The sequence below is a fragment of the Mesorhizobium sp. M8A.F.Ca.ET.181.01.1.1 genome (assembly GCF_004792025.1).
Classification (GTDB): domain Bacteria; phylum Pseudomonadota; class Alphaproteobacteria; order Rhizobiales; family Rhizobiaceae; genus Mesorhizobium.
Genome location: NZ_SRTV01000006.1, coordinates 26,722 through 52,502 on the forward strand (window position 1 = coordinate 26,722; position 25,781 = coordinate 52,502).

The 25,781-nt window shown below is 65.3% G+C and carries 21 protein-coding genes; 10 read left to right on the top strand and 11 right to left on the bottom strand.

The features are described 5' to 3' along the window. Positions 1–70 precede the first annotated feature (70 nt). The 5 genes from EN824_RS21170 (at position 71) to EN824_RS21190 (ending at position 4,485) form a co-directional block, all read left to right on the top strand. Complete coding sequence (locus EN824_RS21170) at positions 71–838, top strand: SDR family oxidoreductase (RefSeq protein WP_135930736.1); 768 nt, start codon at positions 71–73, stop codon at positions 836–838. Beyond that, a complete protein-coding gene (locus EN824_RS21175; RefSeq protein ID WP_135932673.1) occupies positions 835–1,788 on the top strand; it encodes a 2-dehydro-3-deoxygalactonokinase in 954 nt (317 codons plus the stop codon). The genes EN824_RS21170 and EN824_RS21175 overlap by 4 nt, the downstream gene beginning before the upstream one ends. Beyond that, positions 1,785–2,423: a 2-dehydro-3-deoxy-6-phosphogalactonate aldolase gene (locus EN824_RS21180; protein WP_127277744.1), complete on the top strand. Its 639-nt coding sequence runs from the start codon at positions 1,785–1,787 to the stop codon at positions 2,421–2,423. The genes EN824_RS21175 and EN824_RS21180 overlap by 4 nt, the downstream gene beginning before the upstream one ends. Further along, positions 2,423–3,298, top strand: a complete 876-nt coding sequence (locus EN824_RS21185) for an SMP-30/gluconolactonase/LRE family protein (RefSeq protein WP_127277745.1) — start codon at positions 2,423–2,425, stop codon at positions 3,296–3,298. Before EN824_RS21180 ends, EN824_RS21185 begins: the two co-directional genes overlap by 1 nt. A gap of 128 nt (positions 3,299–3,426) precedes the next feature. Then, positions 3,427–4,485 carry a D-alanine:D-lactate ligase-like protein gene (locus EN824_RS21190; protein WP_127277746.1) on the top strand — a complete coding sequence of 353 codons (1,059 nt, stop codon included), beginning with the start codon at positions 3,427–3,429 and terminating at the stop codon, positions 4,483–4,485. A gap of 135 nt (positions 4,486–4,620) precedes the next feature. On the opposite strand, the gene EN824_RS21195 is transcribed toward EN824_RS21190, so the two are convergent. The 6 genes from EN824_RS21195 to dnaK all read right to left on the bottom strand — a co-directional run bounded on the left by EN824_RS21195 (position 4,621) and on the right by dnaK (position 10,587). Next, positions 4,621–4,908 carry a DUF1330 domain-containing protein gene (locus EN824_RS21195; protein ID WP_120017644.1) on the bottom strand — a complete coding sequence of 96 codons (288 nt, stop codon included), beginning with the start codon at positions 4,906–4,908 and terminating at the stop codon, positions 4,621–4,623. Positions 4,909–4,935: 27 nt separating this feature from the next. Next, positions 4,936–5,649 (bottom strand): orotidine-5'-phosphate decarboxylase, encoded by a 714-nt coding sequence (gene pyrF, locus EN824_RS21200; RefSeq protein ID WP_167531400.1) that lies wholly within the window; start codon positions 5,647–5,649, stop codon positions 4,936–4,938. A gap of 11 nt (positions 5,650–5,660) precedes the next feature. Further along, on the bottom strand, positions 5,661–6,257 hold the full coding sequence (locus tag EN824_RS21205; protein ID WP_127277747.1) for an NADPH-dependent FMN reductase: 597 nt from the start codon (positions 6,255–6,257) through the stop codon (positions 5,661–5,663). Between the two features lie 373 nt (positions 6,258–6,630). Further along, positions 6,631–7,236, bottom strand: coding sequence for a phospholipid N-methyltransferase PmtA (gene pmtA, locus EN824_RS21210; RefSeq protein WP_127277748.1), 606 nt, complete (start codon positions 7,234–7,236; stop codon positions 6,631–6,633). Between the two features lie 105 nt (positions 7,237–7,341). After that, positions 7,342–8,472, bottom strand: a complete 1,131-nt coding sequence (gene dnaJ, locus EN824_RS21215; RefSeq protein WP_127277749.1) for a molecular chaperone DnaJ — start codon at positions 8,470–8,472, stop codon at positions 7,342–7,344. 198 nt (positions 8,473–8,670) lie between these two features. Further along, positions 8,671–10,587: a molecular chaperone DnaK gene (gene dnaK / locus EN824_RS21220; protein ID WP_127277750.1), complete on the bottom strand. Its 1,917-nt coding sequence runs from the start codon at positions 10,585–10,587 to the stop codon at positions 8,671–8,673. A gap of 490 nt (positions 10,588–11,077) precedes the next feature. Here dnaK and EN824_RS21225 point away from each other — a divergent pair, with 490 nt between their 5' ends. The 5 genes from EN824_RS21225 to EN824_RS21245 all read left to right on the top strand — a co-directional run bounded on the left by EN824_RS21225 (position 11,078) and on the right by EN824_RS21245 (position 20,653). Further along, a complete protein-coding gene (locus tag EN824_RS21225) occupies positions 11,078–13,042 on the top strand; it encodes a hypothetical protein (RefSeq protein WP_127277751.1) in 1,965 nt (654 codons plus the stop codon). Between the two features lie 10 nt (positions 13,043–13,052). After that, positions 13,053–16,913, top strand: a complete 3,861-nt coding sequence (locus tag EN824_RS21230; RefSeq protein WP_135862835.1) for a DUF11 domain-containing protein — start codon at positions 13,053–13,055, stop codon at positions 16,911–16,913. Between the two features lie 220 nt (positions 16,914–17,133). After that, positions 17,134–17,811: a ribulose-phosphate 3-epimerase gene (rpe, locus tag EN824_RS21235; RefSeq protein WP_127871127.1), complete on the top strand. Its 678-nt coding sequence runs from the start codon at positions 17,134–17,136 to the stop codon at positions 17,809–17,811. Positions 17,812–18,201: 390 nt separating this feature from the next. Continuing rightward, on the top strand, positions 18,202–18,948 hold the full coding sequence (locus tag EN824_RS21240) for a GntR family transcriptional regulator (RefSeq protein WP_127275346.1): 747 nt from the start codon (positions 18,202–18,204) through the stop codon (positions 18,946–18,948). 178 nt (positions 18,949–19,126) lie between these two features. Further along, positions 19,127–20,653 carry a malonyl-CoA synthase gene (locus EN824_RS21245; RefSeq protein WP_135862833.1) on the top strand — a complete coding sequence of 509 codons (1,527 nt, stop codon included), beginning with the start codon at positions 19,127–19,129 and terminating at the stop codon, positions 20,651–20,653. A gap of 30 nt (positions 20,654–20,683) precedes the next feature. Here EN824_RS21245 and EN824_RS21250 read toward each other — a convergent pair whose 3' ends face one another. The 5 genes from EN824_RS21250 to EN824_RS21270 are packed head-to-tail and all read right to left on the bottom strand — an operon-like array spanning position 20,684 to position 25,664. Further along, a complete protein-coding gene (locus EN824_RS21250) occupies positions 20,684–21,796 on the bottom strand; it encodes an NAD(P)/FAD-dependent oxidoreductase (protein ID WP_135862831.1) in 1,113 nt (370 codons plus the stop codon). A 10-nt stretch (positions 21,797–21,806) separates the two neighbouring features. Continuing rightward, positions 21,807–22,979, bottom strand: a complete 1,173-nt coding sequence (nagA, locus tag EN824_RS21255) for an N-acetylglucosamine-6-phosphate deacetylase (RefSeq protein WP_135932674.1) — start codon at positions 22,977–22,979, stop codon at positions 21,807–21,809. Next, a complete protein-coding gene (locus EN824_RS21260) occupies positions 22,976–24,010 on the bottom strand; it encodes an SIS domain-containing protein (protein ID WP_135930727.1) in 1,035 nt (344 codons plus the stop codon). The genes nagA and EN824_RS21260 overlap by 4 nt, the downstream gene beginning before the upstream one ends. Continuing rightward, the gene (locus tag EN824_RS21265; protein WP_127275351.1) at positions 24,007–24,789 is read right to left on the bottom strand and encodes a GntR family transcriptional regulator; all 783 of its coding nucleotides are present in this window, start codon (positions 24,787–24,789) and stop codon (positions 24,007–24,009) included. The genes EN824_RS21260 and EN824_RS21265 overlap by 4 nt, the downstream gene beginning before the upstream one ends. Then, the gene (locus EN824_RS21270) at positions 24,786–25,664 is read right to left on the bottom strand and encodes an N-acetylglucosamine kinase (RefSeq protein WP_135883820.1); all 879 of its coding nucleotides are present in this window, start codon (positions 25,662–25,664) and stop codon (positions 24,786–24,788) included. The genes EN824_RS21265 and EN824_RS21270 overlap by 4 nt, the downstream gene beginning before the upstream one ends. Positions 25,665–25,781 lie beyond the last annotated feature (117 nt).

Genomic DNA, 25,781 nt, shown 5'->3' on the forward strand with positions numbered 1-25,781 from the left:
GTCTTTTCGCCCTTGCCCGCCGGACGTGTCTGGCTAGGATGCGCGCCGGTTGACCCGGGAGACGAAAATCATGATGCCATCGGCGCGGTTTGCCGACCTCGAAGGCGCTTCGGTGCTGATCACCGGCGGCGGCTCCGGCATCGGCGCGGCGTTGACCGAAGGGTTCACGCGCCAGGGCGCCAAGGTCGCCTTCATCGACATCGCCGATGCGCCGAGCATCACGCTCGCCGACCGCATTGAGAAAGAGCTCGGCCGGCGTCCGCTCTACCTCAAGACCGATCTGCGCGACGTCGAGGCCTTGCGTGCGGCCGCGGCCCGGGCCGCCGACGCGCATGGCGACGTCACCGTGCTGGTCAACAACGCCGCCTGGGACGAACGCCATGAAGTCGAGGACGTCACCGTCGAATTCTGGGACAACAATCTCTCCATCAATCTCAGGCCGCATTTCTTCACCGCGCAGGCGGTGGTGTCAGGCATGAAGCGGGCCGGCGGCGGCTCGATCATCAATTTCACCTCGACCTCCTACCTGATCAACCATCCCGACATGCCGGCCTATACCGCTGCCAAGGCGGGCATACTCGGCCTCACCAAGGGGTTGGCAGGCAAGCTCGGGCCCGACCGCATCCGCGTCAACGCCGTCGCGCCCGGCTGGGTGATCACCGAGCGGCAGCAGGAGCGCTGGGTGACCGAACAGGCGCTCGCCGCCCATGTCGCCAAGCAGTGCATCAGGGACGTCATGCGGCCGGACGACATGGTTGGCACGGTGCTGTTCCTGGCCTCGGACGCTTCGCGCATGTTGACCGCGCAGATGCTGATCGTCGATGGAGGCTTCCTGTGAGCCCAGCCAGCAACGTTCCGGCGGTTGCCGCGCTCGATTGGGGCACGACCCGGCTCCGGGCCTGGCTGATCGACGGCGCCGGCAAGGTGCTTGCCGAGCGTCGCGGCGACGACGGCCTGATCACCGCGCGCGAAAAGGGCTTCGCCAACGTTCTGGAGAGCCATCTGACGGCGATGGGTGCGCCGGAGGAATTGCCCGTCATCATCTGCGGCATGGCCGGTTCGCGCCAGGGTTGGCTCGAGGCGCCCTATGTCAGCGTGCCGTCGCCGCTCGGCGCCATTCTCGGCGGCGCCGCCCGTGTGCCTGATCAGAAACGTGACATCCGTATCGTTCCCGGCCTTACCCAGCGCCTGGCCGACGCGCCCGACGTCATGCGCGGCGAGGAAACGCAGTTGGCCGGCGCCGGCCTGCCGGCCAAGGGCCGCCATCTCGTCTGCATGCCCGGTACCCATTCGAAATGGGTGCTGGTCGAGGACGGCGCCGTCACCGGCTTTGGCACCTGGCCGACGGGCGAGCTGTTTTCCGTGCTTGCCGCGCACTCGATCCTGCGCCATTCGCTGGGCGAACATCCCAGCCCGGTTGCTGCCGACAATCCGTTCTTCCGCCGCTGGTGCGAAATCGCACTGGGCGAGGGTGGTGACGTCACCTCGCGGCTGTTTGCCATCCGCGCCGCCGGCCTGCTCCAGGATTTGAAGGCCGATGATGCGGCCGCCTGCCTGTCCGGCCTGCTGATCGGCGGCGAGATTGCCTCCGCCCGGCGCCGGCACGGCGCCGGCGCGACATCGGTGGTGCTGGTTGCCTCGGGCGCGCTGGCCGTGCTCTACCAGACGGCGCTCGGCCTTGCCGGGCTTGGCCTGCGCACCGTCGACGCCGACGAAGCAGTACGCGCCGGGCTGATCGAAGCCGCGCGCGAGAACGGCATGATCGCCAGAACCGGAGCAGCCCTATGAGCCAGACCGCACCTTTTCCCAAACTCAAGCGCGGCCTGGTCGCCATCCTGCGCGGCCTGAAGCCCACCGAGGCGATCGCCATGGGCCAGGCGCTGTTCGACGCCGGCATCGAGGCGATCGAGGTGCCGCTCAACTCGCCCGAACCGTTCTCGTCGATCGCCAGGATTGTCGAAGTGCTGCCGAAAACGGCCCTGGTCGGCGCCGGCACCGTGCTGACGGCGGCCGATGTCGACAGCCTGCACCGGGCCGGCGGTCGATTGCTGGTCAGCCCCAACATCGATGCCGAGGTGATGGGCCGCGCCAAGACATATGGCATGGTCACCATGCCTGGCGTGTTCACCCCTACAGAAGCTTTCCAGGCGATCCGGCTCGGCGCTTCGGCGCTGAAATTCTTTCCCGCCAGCGTGCTCGGCGCATCGGGCATTTCCGCGATCCGGGCCGTACTGCCGGCGCAGACGCTGGTCGGCGCGGTCGGCGGCGTTTCGGACAAGGATTTTGCCGGCTACAAGGCGGTTGGCGTGACGGTCTTCGGGCTTGGCTCCAGCCTGTTCAAGCCTGGCACGAGCGTCGACGACGTAGCGGCGCGCGCACACGCCGCCGTCGCTGCCTGGGACGCGGCATTCGGAGACGCATGATGAGCGAGGTTTCGGTTTTCTCCGACCATGTCTGCGAGCTCGGCGAAGGGCCAAGCTACGATCCCGCCACCGATGCGTTGTACTGGTTCGATATCGTCAACTGTCGGCTCCTGGAGAAATCCGTGGCCGGCGGTGCGCTGAAGATCCACGAGCTTGGCCAGATGGCGAGCGCCATCGCCATCATCGACGACAAGCGTCAGCTGATCGCCACCGAGACCGGCCTCTTCGTCCGCGACGTCGCGACCGGCCGGATGACGCTGCATACGCCTGTCGAGGCAGACAACCCCCTTACCCGCTCCAACGATTCCCGTGTCCATCCCTGCGGCGCCTTGTGGATGGGGACGATGGGCAAGAGCGAGGCAAAGGGCGCCGGTTCGATCTACTGGTTTTTCAAGGGCGAACTGCGCAAGCTATTCTCCGGCATCACCGTGTCGAACTCGATCTGTTTCTCCGGGGATGGCGCGCTCGCCTATTACACCGACACCTCGACCGGCCTGCTGATGCGCGTCGCCTGTAATCCGGCGACCGGCCTGCCCGCTGGAGAACCAAATGTGTTCGTCGATCACCGCTCGTCCAAGGGCTATGTCGATGGGTCGGTCGTCGACCACGATGGCGTGCTGTGGAACGCCGTCTGGGGCGGCAAGGCGGTCAAGGCCTATTCGCCCGACGGCACATTGTTGCGCGAAATTGCGATGCCGGTGACGCAGCCTTCCTGCCCGGCTTTCGCCGGCGCGAAGGCGGACCGGCTGGCGGTGACGTCGGCCTGGAAGGGCAAGGACGAGAAGCAGCGCCAGCTCGACCCGCAGGCCGGCATGACGTTCGTCCTCGACATCAAGGTCAACGGCCGCTTCGAGCCACGCGTGCTGATCGCCTGAACGAAGGTGGCCGATAAACGTCCTCGCCGGCGTTGTCACGCAACCGTCCGGGACGGTCGGTTTCGCGAAAGCCCACGGCATGCGCCGTGCGATGCTGGGCGATCACATAGCCGGGATTCAATCATCGCATGTCCAGCCGCAGGCCAGAACTGATCCTCGTCCACGAGCCGGAGAAGGCTTGCTTCGAGCGCCTGGTCGCCGAGGGCTATGCGCCGAAGCGTGCCGCCGAGATTTCGTCCTACCTGGCGCAGTCGACCGACCTCGCGCCCGAATTCGACACGCTCGCCGCAGCCTGTGACAGCCGCGGCCTCGCCTTCGCCGCGGTGGAGCTGGACGATGCCGCAAGCGCGCTCACCGGAGCCGATCCGGCCACGACGCTGGTCTGGACGCTGACCGACGGCATCGCCTATTTCCGTGGCGGCGGCGCACCCGCGCTGGCGCGGCTCAATGGCCTGAGAACGATCGGCGCGGACGATTCGCTGTTCGCGCTCTGCCAGGACAAGTTCCGCTCCGGCGCCGTGCTTGGCGCGCTCGGCCTGCCGGCGCCGCAGGCGGGACTTGCCCGCAATGGAAACTGGCTGGTCGAGCCGCCGGCCTCCGCTGCCGGCTGGTTCGTCAAGCCCAACAGGCTCGGCGCCAAGATCGGCATCTGGCCGGATTCGCGCGTAGCCGATCTCGGCCACGCGCTGGAGCTCAGCCGCCGTGTTTTCGCGGCCTATCGCGACGATGTCGTCGTCCAGCCCTATGTCGCCGGCCGCAATGTGCGCGCCAGCTTCCTCGGCCTGACGCCGGAAACCGGCGTCGAGGCGCTTGGCGTCGCCTTTGTCGAGTCAGGCGCGGACTTCCAGACCATGGCGGACAGCCTGGCGCTTTATGGTGACACCGGTGAGGCGGCGAAGGCTGCCGGGCACTATGCCGAACCCGAACTCGCTCCAGTCGCGGACAGCCAGCCGGTGGCCGATGCGAGGATCAGGGTGATCGCCGAACGGCTGATCAGCGGGCTCGGCCTGCGCGACGTGTTTTCCATCGACCTGCGCGTCGAGGCAGATGACACGGTTCATCTCATAGAATTCGAGGTCTGCCCCGGCCTGCCGTGCTTCGATTTCCGCGCCTACTGCCGCCAGCAATGGGCGCTGAGCCTGGCGGACGCGATGGCGGAAACCGCCGCAAGCCGGTTGCGCTCATGACGCCAGGGATAGCGGCGCGACACCCCTCGCAATCGGCATCCGACGGCTAAGCACGGAGCGAAGCGACGCGGCGCGGACATGCCGTGACTTCGATCCGCTGCGACGGTGCGGAATTCCGCTCGGCCGCCCCCGGACCTAAATGCCTTCGACCAGCACGATCTCGCCGTCGGCGACCTTCTGGCGGATGGCGACCGCGCGCTGATACTCCGGCGAGTGATAGCAGTCATGCGCGGCGGCGAGTGATGGAAATTCGATGATGACATTGCGCGCGCGGCCCGGACCTTCGGCTTTCTCGTGTTCACCGCCGCGGGCGAGAAATGTCGCGCCGAAGCGCTCGAAGGCCGGCTTGGCGGCCGCGACATAGTCCTTGTAGCCTTCGGCGTCGCGCACATCGACACGTGCGATCCAGTATCCCTTGGGCATTCTCTTTTCTCCTATCGTGCTGGCTCGTCAGGCCGAGCGCATTTCTTCCAGAATGGCCTCGGCCGCCGCGCGCCGGTCGCTTGCCGCGACGATCGGCCGTCCGACGACCAGATGGCTGGCGCCGTTGCGGACCGCCTGCGCCGGCGTCACAACGCGCTTCTGGTCGCCATGGTCGCTGCCGGCCGGCCGGATGCCGGGCGTCACCACCGCCATGTCCGGGCCGACGATGCGGCGCACCGCTTCGGCTTCCGCGGCCGAGCAGACGATACCTCCCATGCCGGCATGCAGCGCCTGTTCCGAGCGCCTCAGCACCAGCGTGTGCGGGTCATATTCATAGCCGACATCGATCATGTCCTGCTCATCCATCGAGGTCAGCACGCTGACGGCGAGCAGGCAAAGCTCGCTGCCGCGCGCTGCCTCCACCGCCGCCTGCATCGCCTTGGGATAGGCATGGATGGTCAGCATGGTCATGCCCATCTTGACGATGTTCTCGACGCCCTTGGCCACCGTGTGGTCGATGTCGAGCAGCTTCATGTCGAGAAAGATTTTCGTCCCGCCGCTGGCCAGCTCCCTGGCAAAGTCGAGCCCGCCGGCAAAGGCCAGCTGATAGCCGATCTTGTAGAAGGAGACGACGCCGTCGAGCTCGCGCACCGCCTGCTCGGCCTCCTTGACGGTCGGCACGTCGAGGCCGACGATCAGTCGCTCTTGCATGGATTGGGCCTGCATGGAATGGGCCTGCATGGTTGCGGCGGTCACACCTCGACCCTGGTCGACAGCATGCGCGAGGTCTCGATCAGCGTGCGGCATAGGTGCTCCATCGATTTGTGCAGTCTTTCGTCACGGAAATGGCCGTCCCCGTCGAAGGCGTCGCCACCCTCCGGCACCGAGCATTCGGGCGTCACCACCTCCATCTGGCAGCGCACCAGCACGGCGCGCAGATGGTTGATGCAGCGTATGCCGCCGAAGTGTCCGTTGGAGGACGAGCAGAGGCCCGCGACCTTGCCGGCAAGCGGCCTGACCGATCGGCCGCCATCCCGTCGCACCCGGCTCACCCAGTCGATCGTGTTCTTGAGCAATGGCGGGATCGAGCCGTTATATTCGGGCGTCGCGATCAGCAGCCCGTCATGAGCGGCGATCAGCCGCGCCAGCTTCTGGGCGTTTTCGGGGACGCCTCTTTCCATTTCCAGGTCTTCGTCGAGGATCGGCAAGGGATAGTCGGCGAGCGAAACGCGGGTGACCTCGGCGCCCTGCACCGCAAGTTCCTTCTGCGCCACGTCGGCGGTCCTGCCGCTATAAGCGCCTGTGCGCACCGAGCCGGCGAAGACGAGGATTTTCGGGATCACTGCCATTGGCCAACCTTGTTCTGGGACACGTACAGCCAAGGTTCGATCAAATCAACGCATCGGCGCCATAAAACGCTCGGTATTGGCCGAAGCCCCCGACTTCGTCATCCCTGGGCGAAGCAGGAGCGAAGCTCCGTCGCGGAGACCCTGGGATCCATTCCGTGACCTTGGACGTAGAGTGCAGCGGAGCAGAATTCTTCTTCGCCGCGGCACGTCGAGGTCGCGGCATGGATCCCTTGGGCTGCGAAGCAACGCCAGGGGTCTGCGCCGCGTCGCTGCGCTCCTTGCTCCGCCCGTGGATGACGAAATGAGGGATGTTTCGGCCAATCGCCAAGCTATGCAGCCAGCATCAGGAACCGCGAACGGCTCAGCGCGTCCGCTAATGCGCTTCGCGCCGGTAGATCCACAGCTGCGTCGGCGGGATGTTGCGGAAGATGAAGTCGAAATGCTTGACCGTGTAGTCGCCGCGGCCCGCCGGGATCGGCGACATCGGACCATAGGTCAGCTGGACGATCGGCCGTCCGGCCGGGATGCGATCGAGCAGGCTTTCGATATAGGCGATACGCTGGGCGACCGGGAAGTTGAGCAGCGGCACCCCGGAAACGACGCTATCGAAGATCATCCCGCGCCTCTCGCCAAGCGTGGCGTTGAGGTTGAAGGCATCGCCCTCGATGACGTTGACGCCGGGATAGAGCTGGCGCAGATGGCGCACGAAATCGGTGGAATATTCGACCGCGTAGAGGTTTTCGGGCCGCACGCCCTGGGCGAGGATGGCGCGGGTGATGACGCCGGTGCCGGGACCGACCTCGAGCACCGGCAGGCCGGACTTCGGGTTGACGATCGAGGCCATCTTGCGCGCGGTGATCGAACTGGTCGGAACGATGGAGCCGACGGTCTTCGGCTTGTCGATCCAGCCCTTGAAGAATTTGAGTTCGTCGTCGAACTTCTCGGCAAACGCCTTCCGCAGTCCGTGACCACGTGCCATGCAAGCTCTCCTCAGCGCGCCCCTTGGAAGCTACTTAACATCTGGGTGACGCAAGGCAAGGCACGGCCATGCCTATGTCGTGGATAAGATAGCTTTGGTCGCGTCTCAACGTTCGCCGAAAGACTCGAAAAAGTCCTTCATGCGAGCGAAAAAGCCGCTCGATTGGGGCGAATTGTCCTGCGAGGAGAGTTGTTCGAACTCCTCCAGCAGCTCGCGCTGGCGACGCGACAGGTTCTGTGGCGTCTCGACCGCGGTCTGGATGTAGAGGTCGCCGACATTGGGCTGGCGCAACACCGGCATGCCCTTGCCCTTGAGGCGGAACTGACGTCCGTTCTGCGTGCCTTCGGGGACCTTCACCTTGGTCTGTGTGCCGTCGAGCGTCGTCACCTCGAAGGAGCCGCCAAGGGCCGCCGTCGTCATCGAGATCGGCACCTTGCAATAGAGGTCGGCACCGTCGCGCTGGAAGAATTCGTGCGGCTTGACCGCCAGGAAAATATAGAGGTCGCCCGACGGCCCGCCGCGCAGGCCGGCCTCGCCTTCATTGGCCAGCCGGATGCGGGTGCCGTCCTCGATGCCGGCCGGGATGTTGACCGAGAGCGAGCGCTCCTCGGTGACGCGGCCCTGGCCGGCGCATTTCGGGCACGGGTCCTTGATCGTCTGGCCGCGGCCCTGGCATTGCGGGCAGGTCCGCTCGATCGAGAAGAAGCCTTGCGTGGCGCGCACCTTGCCGTGGCCGTTGCACATCGAGCAGGTAACCGGCTGGGTGCCGGGCTTGGCGCCGCTGCCGGAGCATTCCGTGCAGGATATCGAAGCCGGCACGCGGATTTGCGCGGTCTTGCCCGCGAAGGCTTCCTCCAGCGAGATTTCCATGTTGTAGCGCAGGTCGGCGCCGCGCTCGCGGCCACCGGAAGAGCGGCGCTGGCGGCCGCCCATCATGTCGCCGAAAATATCCTCGAAGATGTCGGCGAAGCCGCCGGCGCCAAAGCCTTGCGCGCCGCCATTCATGCCGCCCTGCTCGAAGGCGGCGTGACCGAAACGGTCATAGGCCGCGCGCTTCTGCGGGTCCTTCAGCGTCTCATAGGCTTCGTTGATTTCCTTGAACTTGTGCTCGCAGGAATGATCGCCGGGGTTGCGGTCGGGATGGAACTGCATGGCGAGCTTGCGAAAAGCGCTCTTGAGCGCCTTCTCGTCGGCGCCCTTTTGCACGCCCAGCGTTTCGTAGAAATCAGCTTTCATTTTTTCCCGCAGTCCGGATCAACGTCTTGATGCATTGTTGCGTCGTTTGCCGGCATGTTGTCTCGATTTAGGATCGGTGCCGCCCGGATGCCAGTGCCGGTGTGCGCCTGTCCGGGTTTTTCTGTTATTTTTTCCGCGAGGGTTGCAAAAAAGCCCGGCCTGCGCCGGGCTTTTCGCATTATCTTGCCGTCAGGCCGTTCAGGCCGACTTCTTCTTGTCGTCGTCCTCGTCGATTTCCTCGAAATCGGCATCGACCACGTCGGAGTCCTTGGCCGCATCCGCCTTGGCGTCGGCTTCCGCCGCTTCCTTCTGCGAGGCCTCGTACATGGCCTGGCCAAGCTTCATGGAAGCTTCGGCGAGCGTCTGGCTCTTGGCCTCGATGTCGGCCGGGTCGTCGCCCTCCGCAGCGGTCTTGAGCGCCGCGATCGCGTCCGAAATCGCCGTGCGCTCGGCCTCGGAGACCTTATCGCCATATTCCTTCAGCGACTTCTCCGAGGAATGCACCAGCGCTTCGGCCTGGTTGCGGGCCTCGACAACGGCGCGACGCTTCTTGTCGGTGTCGGCATTGGCCTCGGCGTCCTTGACCATCTTCTCGATGTCGGCGTCCGAAAGACCACCCGAGGCCTGGATGCGGATCTGGTGCTCCTTGCCGGTGCCCTTGTCCTTGGCCGAGACGTTGACGATGCCGTTGGCGTCGATGTCGAACGTGACTTCGATCTGCGGCACGCCGCGCGGCGCCGGCGGAATGCCGACCAGGTCGAACTGGCCGAGCGCCTTGTTGTCGGCGGCCATTTCACGCTCGCCCTGGAAGACGCGGATGGTCACGGCCGACTGCGAATCCTCGGCCGTCGAGAACACCTGGCTCTTCTTGGTCGGGATCGTCGTGTTGCGCTCGATCAGCCTGGTGAACACGCCGCCCAGCGTCTCGATGCCGAGCGACAACGGCGTCACGTCGAGCAAAAGCACGTCCTTGACGTCGCCCTGCAGCACGCCGGCCTGGATGGCGGCGCCGAGTGCGACGACCTCATCCGGGTTGACGCCCTTGTGCGGCTCCTTGCCGAAGAACTGCTTCACGATCTCCTGGATCTTGGGCATGCGGGTCATGCCGCCGACCAGGACCACTTCGTCGATCTCGCCAGCCTTCAGGCCGGCATCCTTCAGCGCCGCCTTGCACGGTTCGATGGTGCGCTGGACGAGATCCTCGACCAGGCTTTCGAACTTGGCGCGGGTCAGCTTCAGCGTCAGGTGCTTCGGGCCGGTCGCGTCGGCGGTGATGAAGGGCAGGTTGATCTCGGTCTGCGTCGTCGACGACAGCTCGATCTTGGCCTTCTCGGCCGCTTCCTTGAGGCGCTGCAGGGCAAGCTTGTCGGCCTTGAGGTCGATGCCCTGTTCCTTCTTGAACTCGGCCGCCAGATATTCGACCAGGCGCATGTCGAAATCCTCGCCGCCGAGGAAGGTGTCGCCATTGGTCGACTTCACCTCGAACACGCCGTCGCCGATTTCCAGCACCGAAATGTCGAACGTGCCGCCGCCAAGGTCATAGACGGCGATGGTCTTGCCTTCCTTCTTGTCGAGGCCGTAGGCGAGTGCCGCGGCCGTCGGCTCGTTGATGATGCGCAGCACTTCCAGGCCGGCGATCTTGCCGGCGTCCTTGGTGGCCTGGCGCTGGGCGTCGTTGAAATAGGCCGGAACGGTGATGACCGCCTTCTCGACCTTCTCGCCGAGATAGGCTTCCGCCGTTTCCTTCATCTTCTGCAGGATCATGGCCGAGATCTGGCTGGGCGACTGCTTCTTGCCGCCGGCCTCGACCCAGGCATCGCCATTGTCGCCCTTGACGATCTTGTAGGGGACAAGCTTCTTGTCCTTCTCCGTCACCGGATCGTCATAGCGGCGGCCGATCAGGCGCTTGACCGCGAAGATGGTGTTTTCAGGATTGGTGACCGCCTGGCGCTTGGCCGGCTGGCCGACGAGACGTTCGCCGTCGCCCGAGATGGCGACGATGGAAGGCGTCGTGCGCGCGCCTTCCGCATTCTCGATCACCTTCGGTTCCTTGCCATCCATGATGGCGATGCAGGAATTGGTGGTGCCGAGATCGATACCGATTACTTTTGCCATTTTTCTAGTCTCTCCGCTAAGCAGGCTCTCAGGACCCGGTAAAGGCGTTCCGATGAAAGCCCCTGTTCACAAGAAATCCCGTCCGGCCACCGGTTGTCCGGCGCCGCACGGCTTGGCGCGTATATAAGAACAGGCGGCATCGCGCGCAAGCATTCTGCGCAAGGCTTCCATGAACCTTTCCACGCCGGCCAGCGACTGATGTCCAGGTGCCGCATGGTGCGGCCCCGGAAAGGAAGCCCCCATGACCAGCAACCCAGAGACTCCGCGGTCTCCGGGACCAACAGGAGCTCGGCGCGACCACCGCCTTCGGGACGGGGTCGATGCGCTGGGCTTTCCGCTGATTCCGTTGACCCTGCGCAGGAGCAGGCGTATCGTCACTATGAGGAAAGCAGACAATTCAATCAGGGAAGAACGAGCCGGACCGCCGCGACTTGCCCTGATTTGTGCGGCAAGTCCGGACGTCTCTCCCCTGGACTACGGGGGTAGTGTCATGTCTCGCATCCGCGGCTCGTTCGTGCCTTCTTCAGAGTTAGACGGCCGCTTGCGCGGTGCCTTGCAGGCCACAGGCTTGCTGGCTCTCGCGCTTGCCGCCAGCCTGTGGCTGGGCGGCGCGGCCAGGGCGCAGGAAACCCAGATCATTTATCCCGGCTCGATGGCGGTCACCGGCTTTCCCGGCACCATCATCCCCAATTTCGACGAGGGACTGCCGCCCGGCGTCGATCCGGTCGACGAGACCTTCATAGACACCTCGCGCGCCACCTTGCGCGTGTTCGACGTTTCGCACCTGGGCGGTCCGGCCTCCGGCCAGCTCGTCTTCACGCCGCCGCCTTTCGAGGTGACCGCAGGCCAGATCGGTGAGGTGTTCGGCCTCACCTATGATGACGGCGTGCGCGACGGTGTGCCGTCCGGCATTCCCAACCTCTATGCCGCCGCCACCTCGCTGCATGGCGTCGAGATCGTCACGCCGGACGCCGACAAGGACGGCAGGCCGGAGCGGCAGCGCCGCGGCACGGCGGGCGCCACCTTCATGAATGGCCAGTTCGGCACCGAAAACGGCGGCGGACCGGGCACCATCTGGAAGATCGACGGCATTACCGGCCAGGTCGCCAAATTCGCCGATATCGACACCAACAGCGGTCCTGGCATCGGCAATCTCACCTTCGATCCCGTCCACCGCCAGTTCTTCGCCTCCGATCTCGACACCGGCCTCATCCATCGCATCGACGCCAACGGCAGACTGATCGACACTTTCGACCACGGTGTCGCCGGCCGCCCAGCGCATGGGCTGGCCCCGGTCGCCGACGATGGCGCTATAATGGACATACAGGGCGCGGCCTTCGACACCGAAGACCCCGACAGCTGGGGCTACACCCAGGATGAGCGCCGCGTCTGGGCCGTCTCCTATCATGGCGGCCGGCTCTATTATTCGGTTGGCGAAAAGTCGGAAATCTGGTCTGTGGGCATTGCCCGCGACGGCACCTTCGCCGGCGATCCGCGCTGGGAACTGACGGTCAAGGCCGACAAGGACTACGCCGTCACCGACATTACCTTCGACAACAGCGGCTTCATGTATCTCGCCCAGCGCGGCCCTGTCGAAAACCGCTATGACTACAGCCGCTTCGCCGATTCCGGCAAGGGCGAGGTAATCCGCTACTTCAGAGAGTATCCCGACGATCCCTCGACGGAATCGGTCTGGGTCGAAGCGCCGCAGGAATATGCTGTCGGCTTCCCGCAAGGCAACAGGCAGTCGGCCGGCGGTCTCGACCTGCAATATGGCTACGATGCCGACGGCAATCTCGACACCTCGGTCTGCACCCAGACCTTGGTCAACACCGGCGACAAATTGCGCGACAACCCCGAGCTTGCCGAAAAACTCGCGGCTGGCGGGCCGCTTGCGGTCCATGGCGTGCAGATCACGCCCAAGGACCTGGTCAAGCCGGCCAACGTGCCGCCCTTCGGCTCCTGGTTCGTCGATTTCGACGGCTATTTCGAGGATCCCGAAGTGGAAGGCCATGTCGGCGACGTCGCCGTCTGGCATCCCTGCGAGGGCCGTGCCGGCTATTACGAGGAAATACCGGGCGGCTATGAGCCTCCCTTCTACCCGCCGGACTTCCCACCGCCCGGCAATCTGCCTCCGTGTCTCGATGTCGAGGACGTGCAATTCTACTGCACGCCGCGCGGCCTCGAGGCCGATCTCTATCTCCATGACCATGCCGGCTTCGGCGGCGATTCGATCAAGGTCCAGTCCAGGACGCCAGGCGTCGGGGTGACATCACCCATGTCGCATGCGCCAGGCAAGCCGTACACGATCGACATCACCGGCCACTATCCGGGCGACAGAGTGGATGTCGGGCTGTGCTTCTACAGGAAGTCCGATAAGGACAAGGGTGGCTACTACCCTTGCTGCAAGATGACCTTGCCGCTCCGCACCCCAGCCGTCAGCTGCGAACGTTGAGGAGGCAAAGATGACCATTCTTGCCCCATCCCCGCTCGCGACCAAAACGCAAAAAACCGTCATGGAGACGATCATGAAACCCCTGTCATATGCCAGGCGCGGTGCGCGCTGGCTGATGGCGGCCGGTATCGCGGTCGCCCTTGCGCCCGCGCTGCCGGCATCCGCCGCCCAGACCGTCCAGGCTGTCACCAGCCCCGATGTGCAGCCGCTGCAGCTCGACAATCCGCGCATCATCAACCCGGAACCCGGACGTGTCGTGCCGTTCTTCACCAAGACCGGTGGCCAGCGCAGCTGCGACTATGTCTTCTACACCTTAACCTTCGGGCTGCGCGGCAATCCGCAAGGTTTTGCCAATCCGGGCCTCGAGGCGGCGCTGAAGAAAGCCAAGCTCGACTTCAAGGACCAGCTTCCGCACGGTCTTTCGATCGTCAACGTGACGGTCTCCGGCGACGGCACCGATGCATCGGGCGGGGCCTTGCCGAGTGCTGTCATCAGCAATTCGGCCGGCCCCAACGACACCGCAACGGTTTCCGATTTCCGGATTTCCGCCAGCGATCTCGATGGCTCGGGCGCACCGAACGAACGCGTCATCACTTTCCGCATTACGGCCAAGATCGACCACGCCGCGTTTCCGGCGCCGGTCAATGTCGACAACCAGGGCCTGATCAAGGTTACCTCGGGCCCCGGCACGGGTACCCTCATCCCGTCGCAGGATCCGGGCAAGCCGGATGACGGCAACATCGCGACCGGCGAAAAGACCTCGATCCGGATCGACCTCACCAAATGCGACAGGCAACCTCCGCCTCCAACCGACCACGAATGCTTCAAGGTCGAGCGCGGCACGGTCGACTGCGTGCCCGGCGGCGGCGCCTTCATCTATCACATGCCTGTCGGCCCGGAGATGGGCGGTAAGTGGGTGCAGGTTTCGACGACCTCACCAGGCATCACCATCATCCCCGACACCCAGAAAGTGCCGGTGGGCGGCGGGGTGCTCGACTGGAAGATCGTCGGCGCTTCACCCGGTGACGTCATCCATCTCATCGTCACCGGCATCGAGACCTATGCCGGACCGAAGGAAGGTTGGGGCCTGTGCTGCACGCAAACCATCGACATCATCATCCCGCGCGACCAGAGGTGCCCGCCCAAGGACAAGGAGCCGGACCTCAAGGTTGAAAAGCATGCAGATGTCACACGTTGCACGATGGGTGGCGGCTGCGTCTTCACCATCCGGGTCACCAATGTCGGCACCGCGCCCTACAACGGCAAGATCGTGCTCGACGAGGTGACGCTGCCGGCCGGCTCGACGCTCGATTCAGGGCCCAATCCGCCCTGGGTCTGCGCGCCGGGTACCACCCCGATGACGTGCACCTATCCGGTGACCACGCTCAATCCGGGGGCCTTTGTCGACCTCAAGCTCGGCTTCAAGCCGGCCGGAGGCTGGCAAGGCAGCGTGCTGCGCAACTGCGCCACCTACAATTACGGCGCCAGCGGCAAGCCGCTGTTCGGCAGCCAGGCCAATGACCGTGGCTGTGCCTCGATCCCGATCTGCCGCCGCGGCGACCGCAACCCGGAGTGCCAGCCGCCGGTCGAGAAGAAGGTCGACCTGATCCTCAAGAAGCGTGCCCGCACCGAAATCTGCACCGCCGATGGCGTCTGCACCTTCATCATCGACATCATCAACAACGGCACATCGACCTATAACGGGCCGCTGACGGTGATCGACAACTACCCAAGCGGCGCGCCGACATCCTCGACCTTCGGGCCGAGCCCGCCCTGGACATGCGGCCCGAACGGCCCCGGCCAGTTCCGCTGCGACAATCCCGCCATCTCGCTGCCGGCGGGCGCCTCGACGCCGATCTTCGTCAAGGCGGTCGTGCCGGCCGGCTACCGGTCCGACACGATCGAGAACTGCGCCGAGGTGAAGGCCGTCCCCGGTGAGGTCGACCTCACCAACAACAAGGCCTGCGCCAAGGAACGCATCCGCCATCCCAATGGCGGCCAGCCGACCTTGCGCATCACCAAGGTGTGCAGCGGTTCGCTCGCCGGCGCGGCGCTGGTTTCCTGCCGCATCACCGTTAGCAGCGTCGGCACCGCTGCCCCCACCGGTCCGGTGCGGGTCAACGATGCCGCCACGCTGGTGTCGGGCGGAGCGCCCGTGCAGATCCAGACCGTCACCCCCGACGGCGCGGAATGGGCGTGCGGGCCGGTTCCGGCCAACGCGTTGTCGTGCCAGATACCAGGCGCCGTCATGACGCCCGGAACCTCCAGGCACTTCGACGTGACGGTCTCGGCCAATGGCGAGTTCGAGAACTGCGCGCGCGGCTCCTACGGGCCGGCGCAGGGCGACGATGTCGTCTATCCGATCGGCCAGGCCTGCGCCAAGGGCGGCGGTCCTTCGACGATCCGTGTCGAAAAGACCGGCGACCGCGAATGCCGCGTCGGCCAGCCCTGCTCGTTCGACATCACCATCACAAATGACGGGACGAGCCCCTTCTCGGGTCCGGTCCGCATCGGCGATGCGATCGGCGTGGAAGGGCTTGGCCGGCTGGAAGGTGTTGCGATCACCTCGATCGACCCGCCTTTCGGCTGCTCGCCGGAGCCGACGACCTTGCCGGCCTCCTGCATCGCCAACCTGACGCTCGGCGCCGGCGAAAGCCAGTCGCACCGTGTGACGGTGGTCATCCCCGACGATGGGCGTCTTGCCAACCTGCAGGGCAACGTCAATGGCCAGAACTGCGTTGGCGTGCTCTCTCCCGACACACGTGTGCAGGGCGGCGGCGATGTGCTGTCCAAGGATGCGACCAACGTCCAGGGCGATCGCGGCAAGGCCTATGCGTGCCATCCCTTCATCATCACGCATGAGGTGAAGAACGAGTGCTCGCCGGGCTTTGTCATGAACGACGCCGGCCGCTGTGTCTGCCCGGAAGGCACCACCTTCCGCAACGGCCAGTGCACGGGCGGCGGCACCAACGTTCTTCCGTTGCCACCGCCACCGCGCTGCGTGCTGCTCGAAGGCCAGATCCGCACCGAGGACGGACGCTGCGTCTGTCCGCGCGGCACGGAGCTGGAGAACGGAAAATGCGTCAGGACCGACAGGCCCGAGCAGTGCACCATCCGTGGTCAGGTCCACGACGCCGACGGCTACTGCGTCTGCCCGCGCGGCACCGAGGTGCGGGACGGCGCCTGCCGTCAGATCCGGCCAAAACCGCAGCAGTGCCGCATCCCTGGCCAGTTCCGCAATGCCGATGGCGACTGTGTCTGTCCGCAAGGCACCGAGCTGCGCAATGGCGCCTGCCGTCCGGTCCGGCCGAAGCCCGAGCAGTGCACCATCCGTGGCCAGGTCCACAATGCGGACGGGGACTGCGTCTGCCCGCAAGGCACCGAGGTGCGCGACGGAGCCTGCCGCCCGGTCCGGCCGCAGCCTGACCAGTGCACCATCCGTGGCCAGGTCCACGACGCCAACGGCAATTGCGTCTGCCCGAGGGGTACCGAGGTGCAGGGCAACGCATGTCGTCGACCAGGTCCAGTGCTCCAGCAGTGCGACATACGCGGCCAAGTCCACAACAAGCGCGGCGAATGCGTCTGTCCGCGTGGGACCGAGGTGATCGACGGCGCATGCCGCAAGCCCAGGCAAGAGAGCGAATGCGCGCCGGGCTCGCAGATGGTCAACGGCCAGTGCCAGCCGATCTTCAGGCGACACTGCCCGGAGGGTACGATCGGGCGGTATCCGAACTGCCGGCCGATACGCGGGCAGCCGTCGCTGGAGCTCGATCCGGGCCAACTGCTGCAATTGCTGCCGCAGCGCAGGCAGCAGATCGACCAGCAACAGGATCCGGTTCCTAACAGGGTCCTGAAGCTCCAGCAGCAATAGCCATCTGCGCGACGCCAAACGAGAACCCGCCGGAGCAATCCGGCGGGTTTTTCTTCATGACCCGCGCAGGCGGTGATTGGCCGCCCAGGACCAACGCGCGCCGCGACGTTACCCCTGCCTGTGGAACCGCCGTGCTTGCGCCCTCGACAAGTCGCCAGGAGCGCTTTAGGCAGTCGGTTCGGAGCGCCCGTATGAAAAGGACGCCCGGAAAGGCCACGAGATGAGCAAAAAAACCTTGATCGCACCGTCGGTGCTGGCATCGGATTTCTCGAAGCTCGGCGACGAGGTCGAGGCGGTGGCGGCGGCAGGTGCCGACTGGATCCATCTCGACGTGATGGACGGGCATTTCGTGCCCAACATCACCTTCGGCCCGCCTGTCATCAAGGCGATCCGCAACCGCACCAAGGCCTTTTTCGACTGCCACCTGATGATCGCGCCCGCCGATCCCTACCTCGCCGCCTTCGCCGAGGCCGGCTGCGACGGCATGACGGTGCATGCCGAGGCCGGGCCGCATCTCGACCGCTCGCTGCAGACCATCAGGAACCTCGGCAAGAAGGCCGGCGTCTCGCTCAATCCGGCGACGCCCGAAACAATGATCGAATATGTGCTCGACCGGCTCGATCTGATCCTGATCATGACCGTCAATCCGGGCTTCGGCGGCCAGGCCTTCATCCCGGGGATCATCGACAAGGTGAGAAGGGTCAAGGCACTGATCGGCGACCGGCCGATCCGCATCGAGATCGACGGCGGGGTCTCGCCGGAAACAGCCCCGTTGGTCACATCGGCCGGCGCCGACGTGCTGGTGGCGGGTGCTGCCATCTTCAAGGGCGGCAGCGTCGAGGCTTACCGCGCCAATATCGAAGCGATCAGGACCGCGGCCGACAAGGCTGCCGGCTAACACAGCGCGGTCATCCGGCTTCAATTCCAACACGCCGGCTTTGTGCGATCACCACCCTTCAGCGTAGGCACGCCCGAATCAGGCCGCCCGGGAGGCCTGATTCGGCGCGTTGTTCCTTGTCTTTGCGCGCGACAGAAAAGATGCTCGCACGGGCACAGGAGAAACAGATGTTTGTGCGTGCATACAAAACACGTTAAGTTTCCACTGGTTGTAGAGATATTCGAATTCCCGCGATCGGCGTGCGGATTGGGTATATTTCTTTGTTCTAAAGTACAATAGCGCGATCTTCTGCTTGAGCGGCTGGAGCGTGGCGCTGTATGGTACTGGTACAGAAGGGGAATTTTCGGACTCGAATTGCCCAAGACGACAGTTGGGGACAAGGAGTCGCTTTTGACATACGGAGTTGCCAATCTGAACGACGACGGGCCCGGAGCCAAGAGTACGCTTGCCAGCACGGTCTATCATCAATTGCGTGATGATCTTCTCGCCGGCGCCCTGGAAACCGAAAGCAAGCTGCGCGTCGAGTGGGTCGTTTCCAAGTATGGCGCCGGCGCCTCTCCGGTTCGTGAAGCCCTCAATCGCCTTGCCTCCGAAGGTCTCCTCGGCCGCCATGACCAGCGCGGCTTCTTCATCATGCCGGTCACTGCGGCCGAACTCGAGGAGCTGACGCGCACCCGTTGCTGGCTCGAGGAGCGGGCGCTGCGCGAATCCATTGCCCACCGCACCGCCGAATGGGAAGAACAATTGGTGCTGGCGCTGCATCGCCTGGGGCGTGCCTCACGTCTTTTGCCGCAAAGCAGCTCGTCGCTCAATCCGGACTGGGAGAAATTGCACCGCACCTTCCACCGGGTGCTGATCTCGGCCTGCCGGTCGCACTGGCTGGTGGGCTTCTGCGACCAGCTTTCCGATCACGCCTACCGCTATCGCCAGATGGCCAATGACGGCGAGAGCGTCCAGCGCGACGATTTCGCCGAACACCGGCTCATTGCTGAAAATGCGCTGGACGGAAATGCGGACGGCGCCGTCCAGGCCCTGATCGATCACTACCAGCTGACCGCCGCCATGTGCATGGAACGCTTCAAGCAAGGCGAGACGCCAAAGGCCGCCGCCGGTCCGGGTCAGCGCGCCCAGCGTTGACGGCTGTCTGACCGTCGCGCTCCGCTGTCCCATCTCTCGAATCTTTTCGGTAGACGCCGGGCAGCCGTTTGCGGCCTTGACGGCCGGGCCGGGAAACGCGAACGCTTCGCCGCGTGCCGACCCGCGGCCGGCGTCGACATTGCCGTCACCCACAATTGCGTCACTCCAGGAAGATTTCATGAGCAATCATCTGTTCGATGCATTCCGGTCCCGGATGCCCTCGCCTGGGCATCCGTTGATGGAAACCGATGATGGCCGCACGCTCACCTATGGCGACATGCTGGCGCGATCGGCGCAGCTCGCGCATGCGCTGCTGCAAATGGATGTCGCGCCCGGCGACCGGGTTGCCGTGCAGGTCGAGAAGAGCCCGGAGATGGTTTTGCTCTATCTCGCCTGCGTGCGCGCCGGCGCCGTCTTCCTGCCACTCAACACCGCCTATACGCTGGCCGAGCTCGGCTATTTCTTCGACGATGCGGCACCCCGGGTGATTGTCTGCGATCCGGCGCGGTCGGCGGATATCCGTGGGATGGTCGAGCCGTCCGGTGCCGTCGTGGTCACGCTCGACCGCAATGGCGAGGGATCCCTTGCGGACCAGGCATCGCGGCAGTCCTCCGATTTCCATGATGTCGAGCGCGGCGCGGACGACCTTGCGGCGATCCTCTACACGTCGGGAACGACCGGCCGCTCGAAAGGCGCCATGCTCAGCCACGAGAATCTCGCCTCGAATGCCCGGGTCCTGGTCGAGCAATGGCGCTTCACCGGGGATGACGTGCTGATCCACGCGCTGCCGATCTTCCATACGCACGGCCTGTTCGTCGCCACCAATGTCGTCCTGATGGCCGGCGCCTCGATGCTGTTTGAGCAGAAATTCGACGCCGGCCGCGTCGTCTCGCTGCTGCCGCGCGCCACCGCCCTGATGGGCGTGCCGACCTTCTATACCAGGCTGTTGCAGCAGGAGGGGCTGGATCGCGAGGCTGCGAAGACCATCCGCCTGTTCGTATCCGGTTCTGCGCCGTTGCTGGCCGAAACGCACAAGGCATGGCGCGAGCGTACCGGCCACGCCATCCTCGAGCGCTACGGCATGACCGAGACCAACATGAACACCTCCAATCCCTATGAGGGCGAGCGGCGCGCCGGCACGGTCGGCTTCCCCTTGCCCGGCGTGTCGCTGCGCATCGCCGATCCCGACACCGGCAAGCCGCTTGCCCAGGGCGAGGTCGGCATGATCGAGGTCAAGGGGCCGAACGTGTTCGGCGGCTACTGGCGCATGCCGGAAAAGACCAGGGCGGAATTTCGCGCCGACGGCTTCTTCATCACTGGCGATCTCGGCACCATCGATGCCGACGGCTATGTCCATATTGTCGGTCGCGGCAAGGACCTGATCATCTCAGGCGGTTACAACGTCTATCCGAAGGAGCTCGAAAGCGAGATAGACGCGCTCGACGGCGTCCTGGAAAGCGCCGTCATCGGCCTTGCCCATCCGGACTTCGGCGAAGGCGTCACCGCTGTCATCGTGCGCTCGCCCGCTTCGCGTATCACCGCGGCCGAAATCCTCGACGCCATCGCCGGCCGCATGGCGAAGTACAAGCACCCGAAACGGGTGATCTTTGTCGACGAACTGCCGCGCAACACGATGGGCAAGGTACAGAAGAACTTGCTTCGCGACAGCTACAAGGATCTCTATGTCTCCGCCAAGGCCGGCTAGGCAGAAACCCGCCCCGGCGAGGACGCCGGTTCAGCTTGTGTACAAGAGTTCGACGACATGGTCGGCGATCGCCAGGCTCGCCGTCAGGCCGGGGCTCTCGATGCCGTACAGATTGACGATCCGGCCCGCGCCATGATCGGCTGGACCCTGGATCATGAAATCGGCTGAAGCCTGGCCCGGGCCGGACAGCTTCGGCCTGATGCCGGCATAGGCCGGCTGCAGGGCATGATCGGCAAGATCAGGCCAATAGCTGCGGATCGCCTCGTAGAAGACAGTGCTTCGCTCGGGGTCGACCGTGTAATCCACGCTGTCGATCCATTCGACGTCGGGACCAAAGCGCGCATTGCCGGCAAGGTCGAGCGTCAGATGGACGCCGAGACCGCCCTCGACCGGAACCGGATAGATCAGCCGCGAAAAGGGCGACTGCCCGGGAAGCGCGAAGTAATTGCCGCGCGCCAGCCACTGCCGGGGGATGAGGTCCCTTGGAAAACCCTCGATCCGGCCGGCCACCGCCTGCGCATCGAGGCCCGCTGCGTTGATGAAAGCGCCGGCCTCCAAGGCGAAGGTCTCGCCATTGGCATCGCGCGTGTCGATCCGGATCCGGCCGGCTTCGGTCGTCGCGCCGGCAACGCAAGTGAGGAAAGCCAGGGATGCGCCTGATGCCTCGGCGTCGCCGCGCAGCGACAGCATCAGCGCATGGCTGTCTATGATGCCGGTCGACGGCGACAGCAGCGCGGAGGCGCAGCTCAGCGCCGGTTCCAGGCGCTCGGCCTCGCCGCGTGTCAAAAACTCAAGATCGTCGACCCCGCAGCGCCTGGCATTGGCCGCGATCGCCCGCAGCCCGTCCGCCTGGCCTGGCTCGCTGGCGACGATCAGCTTGCCGGGGCGGCGATGGCCGATATTGTGTTCGGCGCAGTAGGCGTAGAGAAGCCGGCGGCCTTCGAGGCAGAGCCGGGCCTTCAGGCTGCCGGGCGCATAATAGAGCCCGGCATGGATCACTTCCGAATTGCGTGAACTGGTGACGGTGCCGATCGCGTCGGCCTTTTCGATCACCACCACCTCGCGGCCCGACAAGGCAAGCGCCCTGGCGACGGCAAGGCCGACGACGCCTGCTCCGGCGACGACACAATCGATTGTCTGCATGCCCTCTCGCTCAGCGGGAAGCGGCAGCCTCGAACACCTTGTCGCCGCCGATCCAGACGCTTCCTATGCCAAGATCGCCCGACAGCGCAACGATGTCCGCCGCCGTGCCATTGGCGAAGCGGCCAAGCCGGTGCGACTGGCCGATCGCCTGCGCCGGATAGAGCGAAGCCATGCGCAAGGCTTCGGATAGCTCGAGTCCGACGGTGCGGTGCATGAACCGGATAGCCGAGATCATGTCGAGGTCGGCGCCGGCCAGCGTGCCGTCGGCAAGCCGCAGGCTCCCATCCTTGCGGTAGATGGTGCGGCCATTGAGGGTGAACGACGTCATGTCGGTGCCGATCGTCGCCATCGCGTCGGTGACCAGCACGATCCTGCCCGGCCCCTGCTTGGCATCGAGAGCGATCCTGATCGTCGCCGGATGGACATGAATGCCGTCGGCGATCAGGCCGGCGGACAAGGTGCCTATGTCGAGGGCGGCTCCCGCCAGCCCGGGCTCGCGATTGCCGATCTGGCTCATCGCGTTGAACAGATGGGTGACGACACTGGCGCCGGCCTCGGCGAAGGCTTTTGCCGTGGCATGGCCCGTATCCGAATGGCCGAGGCTGACGACGATTCCGGCCTTGGCCAGGGCCGTGACGCGGGCCGGGTCGACGGATTCCGGCGCGATCGTGGTGAGCAGCACCGGCAGCTTCCGGCGCGCCGCCATCAGCATGGCCTGGTCGGCGTCCGTCATCGGCCGGATCAGCGCCGGATCATGCGCGCCCTTGCGGGCGATCGAGAGATGCGGCCCTTCCAGATGCAGGCCTAGAAAGCCCGGCACCTTTTGCAGCGCTGCGGCTTCGCCGGCGGCGATGGCTGCAGCGGTGATCGCGGGCGTGTCGGTGATCAGCGTCGGCAGGAGTGCCGTCGTGCCGAACGGCGCATGCGCGCGGCAGATGGTTTCGATCGAGGCGACATCGGGATGGTCGTTGAGCATCACCCCGCCGCCGCCATTGACCTGGATATCGACGAAGCCCGGCACCAGCATGCCGCCGCCGATGTCGATGGCACGGATATCCCCGGGAACTGCGCCTAGCGGCAGCATGGCTTCGACAAGGCCGTCGCGCACGACAAGGGCGGCACCTTCATGCCAGTCGTCGCCGTCGAAAATGCGGGCGCCGGTCAGGGCAAAACGGTCGCTCATACGGTCTCCGTCACCTTGCGAAGGTTGCGGGGCGCGTCCGGGTCGAGGCCGCGATGGCGGGCAAAAGCCTCGACGAACATGTAGAAGGAGACGATCAGCGTCAGCGGATCGGTCAGCGGGTGACCGGTGGCGACATGCGGCAGGCGCGTGGCGCGATTGGCGAGTGCCGAGGTGACGAACACCGGCGCGCCCTTGGCCGCCAGGCTGTCGGCGGCTTCGGCGACGGAGGGCTCGGACGCGTCGCGCGCGGCCAGCGCCAGCACCGGAAAGTCGGGGCCGATCAGCGCCAGCGGGCCATGCATGACCTCGGCCGCGCTATAGGCCTCGGCATGCATGCCGCACGTCTCCTTGAACTTCAGCGCCGCCTCGCTGGCCATCGCCGCCGACGGCCCGCGCCCGAGAATGAACAACGACTTCTGCTTCTCGATCGTTTCGGAGAGCACGCTCATCCAGTCGCAGGCGATCGCCTTGCCGAAATGCTCGGGCAGGCGGGCAAGTGCCGCGAGGAGCGCTTCGTCGCCGGTCGAATGCGCCATCAAGGCAAGACCGGCAACGGCGGAGTTGATGAAGGTCTTGGTAGCCGCGACGCTGCGCTCCGGACCCGCCAGTATGTCGATAGCATAGTCCGAGGCGCGCGCGAGTGGCGAATCGGCGGTGTTGGTGACGGCGATGGTCAGCGCGCCGCCGGCCCGTGCGGTTTCGGCCATGGCGACGATGTCGGGGCTCTTGCCGGACTGCGAGATCGCCAGGCACGCCGAGCCTTCAAGCCGCAGCTTGCGGCCATAGATCGAGGCGATGGAGGGGCCGACCGAGGCGACGGCAAGGCCCGCGGTCAGCTCGACGGCATATTTCATGAAGGTGGCGGCATGGTCGGACGAACCGCGCGCCACTGTGACGACGAAATGCGGGTCGCGTTCCCTGATGCCGCGCCCGGCCTCGGCCAGCACCGCGCCGGAGCCGTCGAGCAGGCGGGCGACGGCTTGCGGGATTTCCTCGATCTCGCGCTGCATATGGGTGGTGTTGGAGATCATGGTCGGCCCTCTTCGCTCGGCCCTGTCAGCCGAAGTTCGGCGACGAAATCATAGGCGTCGCCCCGGTAGATGGAGCGGGTGAATTCGATCACCTTGCCGCTCGCCAGATAGGAAATACGCTCGATGTGCAGGCCGGCAATACCCGGCGGCACTTCGAGCAGCCGCGCATCGCCCTCGCCGAGATTGGCGGCGGAGATACGCTGCACGGCGCGCACCGGCCGGTTGCCGGTCAGTTCCAGTGCCGCGTAGAGCGAGGAACCGATGCCGGCCGGATCGGGCAGCACGCTGGCCGACAGCGAGGCGCGTTCGATCGCCAGCGGCGTGTCATTGGCGATGCGCAGGCGCGCGACGCGCGCCACCAGCTCGTTCGACGACAGGCCGAGCACCATCATCTCGTCGGGCGAGGGCGCGTAGAGCCCCCGATCAAGCCAGGCGGAGCGCACCGCCATGCCGCGCCGCGCCATGTCCTCGGTGAAGGAGGTGAGTCGCGACAGCGACTGCTCGACGCGTTCCATGCGCGGCGCCACGAAAGTGCCGGAGCCATGGCGCTGGACGAGGATGCCGCCCTTGACCAGGTCCTGCACCGCCTTGCGCACGGTGACGCGCGAAATGTCGGCCTTGGTGGCGATGTCGCGCTCGGACGGCAGCGCGTCACCCGGGCCGATCAGGCCGCGATTGACCGCGTCCTCGATGCTTTTGCGCAATTGCAGGTAAAGCGGCGCACCGCTTTGCGAGGATTGTTTGAGCGCGGCGAAGATCTGGTCGGCGGCATCGCTCATCGTGCGGCCTCCGTCCTGGCGAACAGACGCGCCGCCATCTGAACGGCACCGCCTAGCGCATCGTCAAGCGGTTCCTTCAGCAGGGCGCGGTAGCGCGCCGACAGGCGCGGCGCATAGAGCGGCGCCAGCCCGCCGAGCAGGCAAAGCGGCGCGCCGGCCGCGAGGTCGAGCGCGCCGAGCGATGCCTCGACATCGGCGACCGCCTTGTCGAGGATCCAGTTGGCGACGATGTCGCCTTTTTTCGCGTGCTCGAACACTTTCGGCGCGAAGCCGCCGAAATCGCCTGGTTTGGCGTTGGTGGTGAACTCGACCACGTCCTCGGGATTGTTGCGAAAAACGGCCATCATGCTGTCGGTCAGCGGCGATGCCTGGCGCACGCCATCATGCGCGAGCAATGTCTGTTCAAGCAGGTCGCGGCCGATGCGGGCGCCGCTGCCCTGGTCGCCGACCTGGAACCCCCAGCCACCGATGGCGCGCGATTTGCCGTTCTTGCGTGCCATATAGGCCGTGCCGGTGCCCAGGATCGCCATCGCGCCGTCACCAGAACCGACCGCGCCTTCGAGCGCGATCTCGGCATCGGTCTCGACGCGGCTGGTGCTGAACGGCAGGATCGCTTCGAGCTGCTGCCGATAGGTTCCGACATTGGCGCCGGCAAGGCCGAGAATGGCGGGTGTTTGCGGGATCAGGTCCGGATCCTGACCGGCGGCGATGAAGGCCTGCCGCGCCGCATCGACGATGTTCGAGCGGGCGCCGGTGAGGTCGGTGCGGATGTTGGCGGCGCCGCTTTTGGCGCGGCCGATGACGGCGCCGTCGACTGTTGCCAGGGCGGCCCTGCAGCTGGTGCCGCCGCCATCGATACCGAGCACGAATTTCACGCGATTTCTCCTCCGGGCGGATAATACCAATAAAATACCAATAGCCAAGAGTTAATTTCCGTTTCAAAAAGATTAAGCCGTATTTTACTGAAAAACTTGCGTAATTCGTCGGCTCAG

What these genes read in the sequence shown, in the direction of transcription:
- EN824_RS21185 (WP_127277745.1), top strand. Translation starts at nt 2,423, where the DNA reads ATGAGCGAGGTTTCGGTTTTCTCCGACCATGTCTGCGAGCTCGGCGAA.
- EN824_RS21205 (WP_127277747.1), bottom strand. Translation starts at nt 6,257, where the DNA reads ATGGCAGTGATCCCGAAAATCCTCGTCTTCGCCGGCTCGGTGCGCACA.
- EN824_RS21245 (WP_135862833.1), top strand. Translation starts at nt 19,127, where the DNA reads ATGAGCAATCATCTGTTCGATGCATTCCGGTCCCGGATGCCCTCGCCT.
- EN824_RS21195 (WP_120017644.1), bottom strand. Translation starts at nt 4,908, where the DNA reads ATGCCCAAGGGATACTGGATCGCACGTGTCGATGTGCGCGACGCCGAA.
- pmtA (WP_127277748.1), bottom strand. Translation starts at nt 7,236, where the DNA reads ATGGCACGTGGTCACGGACTGCGGAAGGCGTTTGCCGAGAAGTTCGAC.
- EN824_RS21170 (WP_135930736.1), top strand. Translation starts at nt 71, where the DNA reads ATGATGCCATCGGCGCGGTTTGCCGACCTCGAAGGCGCTTCGGTGCTG.
- nagA (WP_135932674.1), bottom strand. Translation starts at nt 22,979, where the DNA reads ATGAGCGACCGTTTTGCCCTGACCGGCGCCCGCATTTTCGACGGCGAC.
- EN824_RS21265 (WP_127275351.1), bottom strand. Translation starts at nt 24,789, where the DNA reads ATGAGCGATGCCGCCGACCAGATCTTCGCCGCGCTCAAACAATCCTCG.
- EN824_RS21180 (WP_127277744.1), top strand. Translation starts at nt 1,785, where the DNA reads ATGAGCCAGACCGCACCTTTTCCCAAACTCAAGCGCGGCCTGGTCGCC.
- rpe (WP_127871127.1), top strand. Translation starts at nt 17,134, where the DNA reads ATGAGCAAAAAAACCTTGATCGCACCGTCGGTGCTGGCATCGGATTTC.
- pyrF (WP_167531400.1), bottom strand. Translation starts at nt 5,649, where the DNA reads ATGCAGGCCCATTCCATGCAGGCCCAATCCATGCAAGAGCGACTGATC.
- EN824_RS21250 (WP_135862831.1), bottom strand. Translation starts at nt 21,796, where the DNA reads ATGCAGACAATCGATTGTGTCGTCGCCGGAGCAGGCGTCGTCGGCCTT.
- dnaJ (WP_127277749.1), bottom strand. Translation starts at nt 8,472, where the DNA reads ATGAAAGCTGATTTCTACGAAACGCTGGGCGTGCAAAAGGGCGCCGAC.
- EN824_RS21230 (WP_135862835.1), top strand. Translation starts at nt 13,053, where the DNA reads ATGACCATTCTTGCCCCATCCCCGCTCGCGACCAAAACGCAAAAAACC.
- EN824_RS21190 (WP_127277746.1), top strand. Translation starts at nt 3,427, where the DNA reads ATGTCCAGCCGCAGGCCAGAACTGATCCTCGTCCACGAGCCGGAGAAG.
- dnaK (WP_127277750.1), bottom strand. Translation starts at nt 10,587, where the DNA reads ATGGCAAAAGTAATCGGTATCGATCTCGGCACCACCAATTCCTGCATC.
- EN824_RS21260 (WP_135930727.1), bottom strand. Translation starts at nt 24,010, where the DNA reads ATGATCTCCAACACCACCCATATGCAGCGCGAGATCGAGGAAATCCCG.
- EN824_RS21225 (WP_127277751.1), top strand. Translation starts at nt 11,078, where the DNA reads ATGTCTCGCATCCGCGGCTCGTTCGTGCCTTCTTCAGAGTTAGACGGC.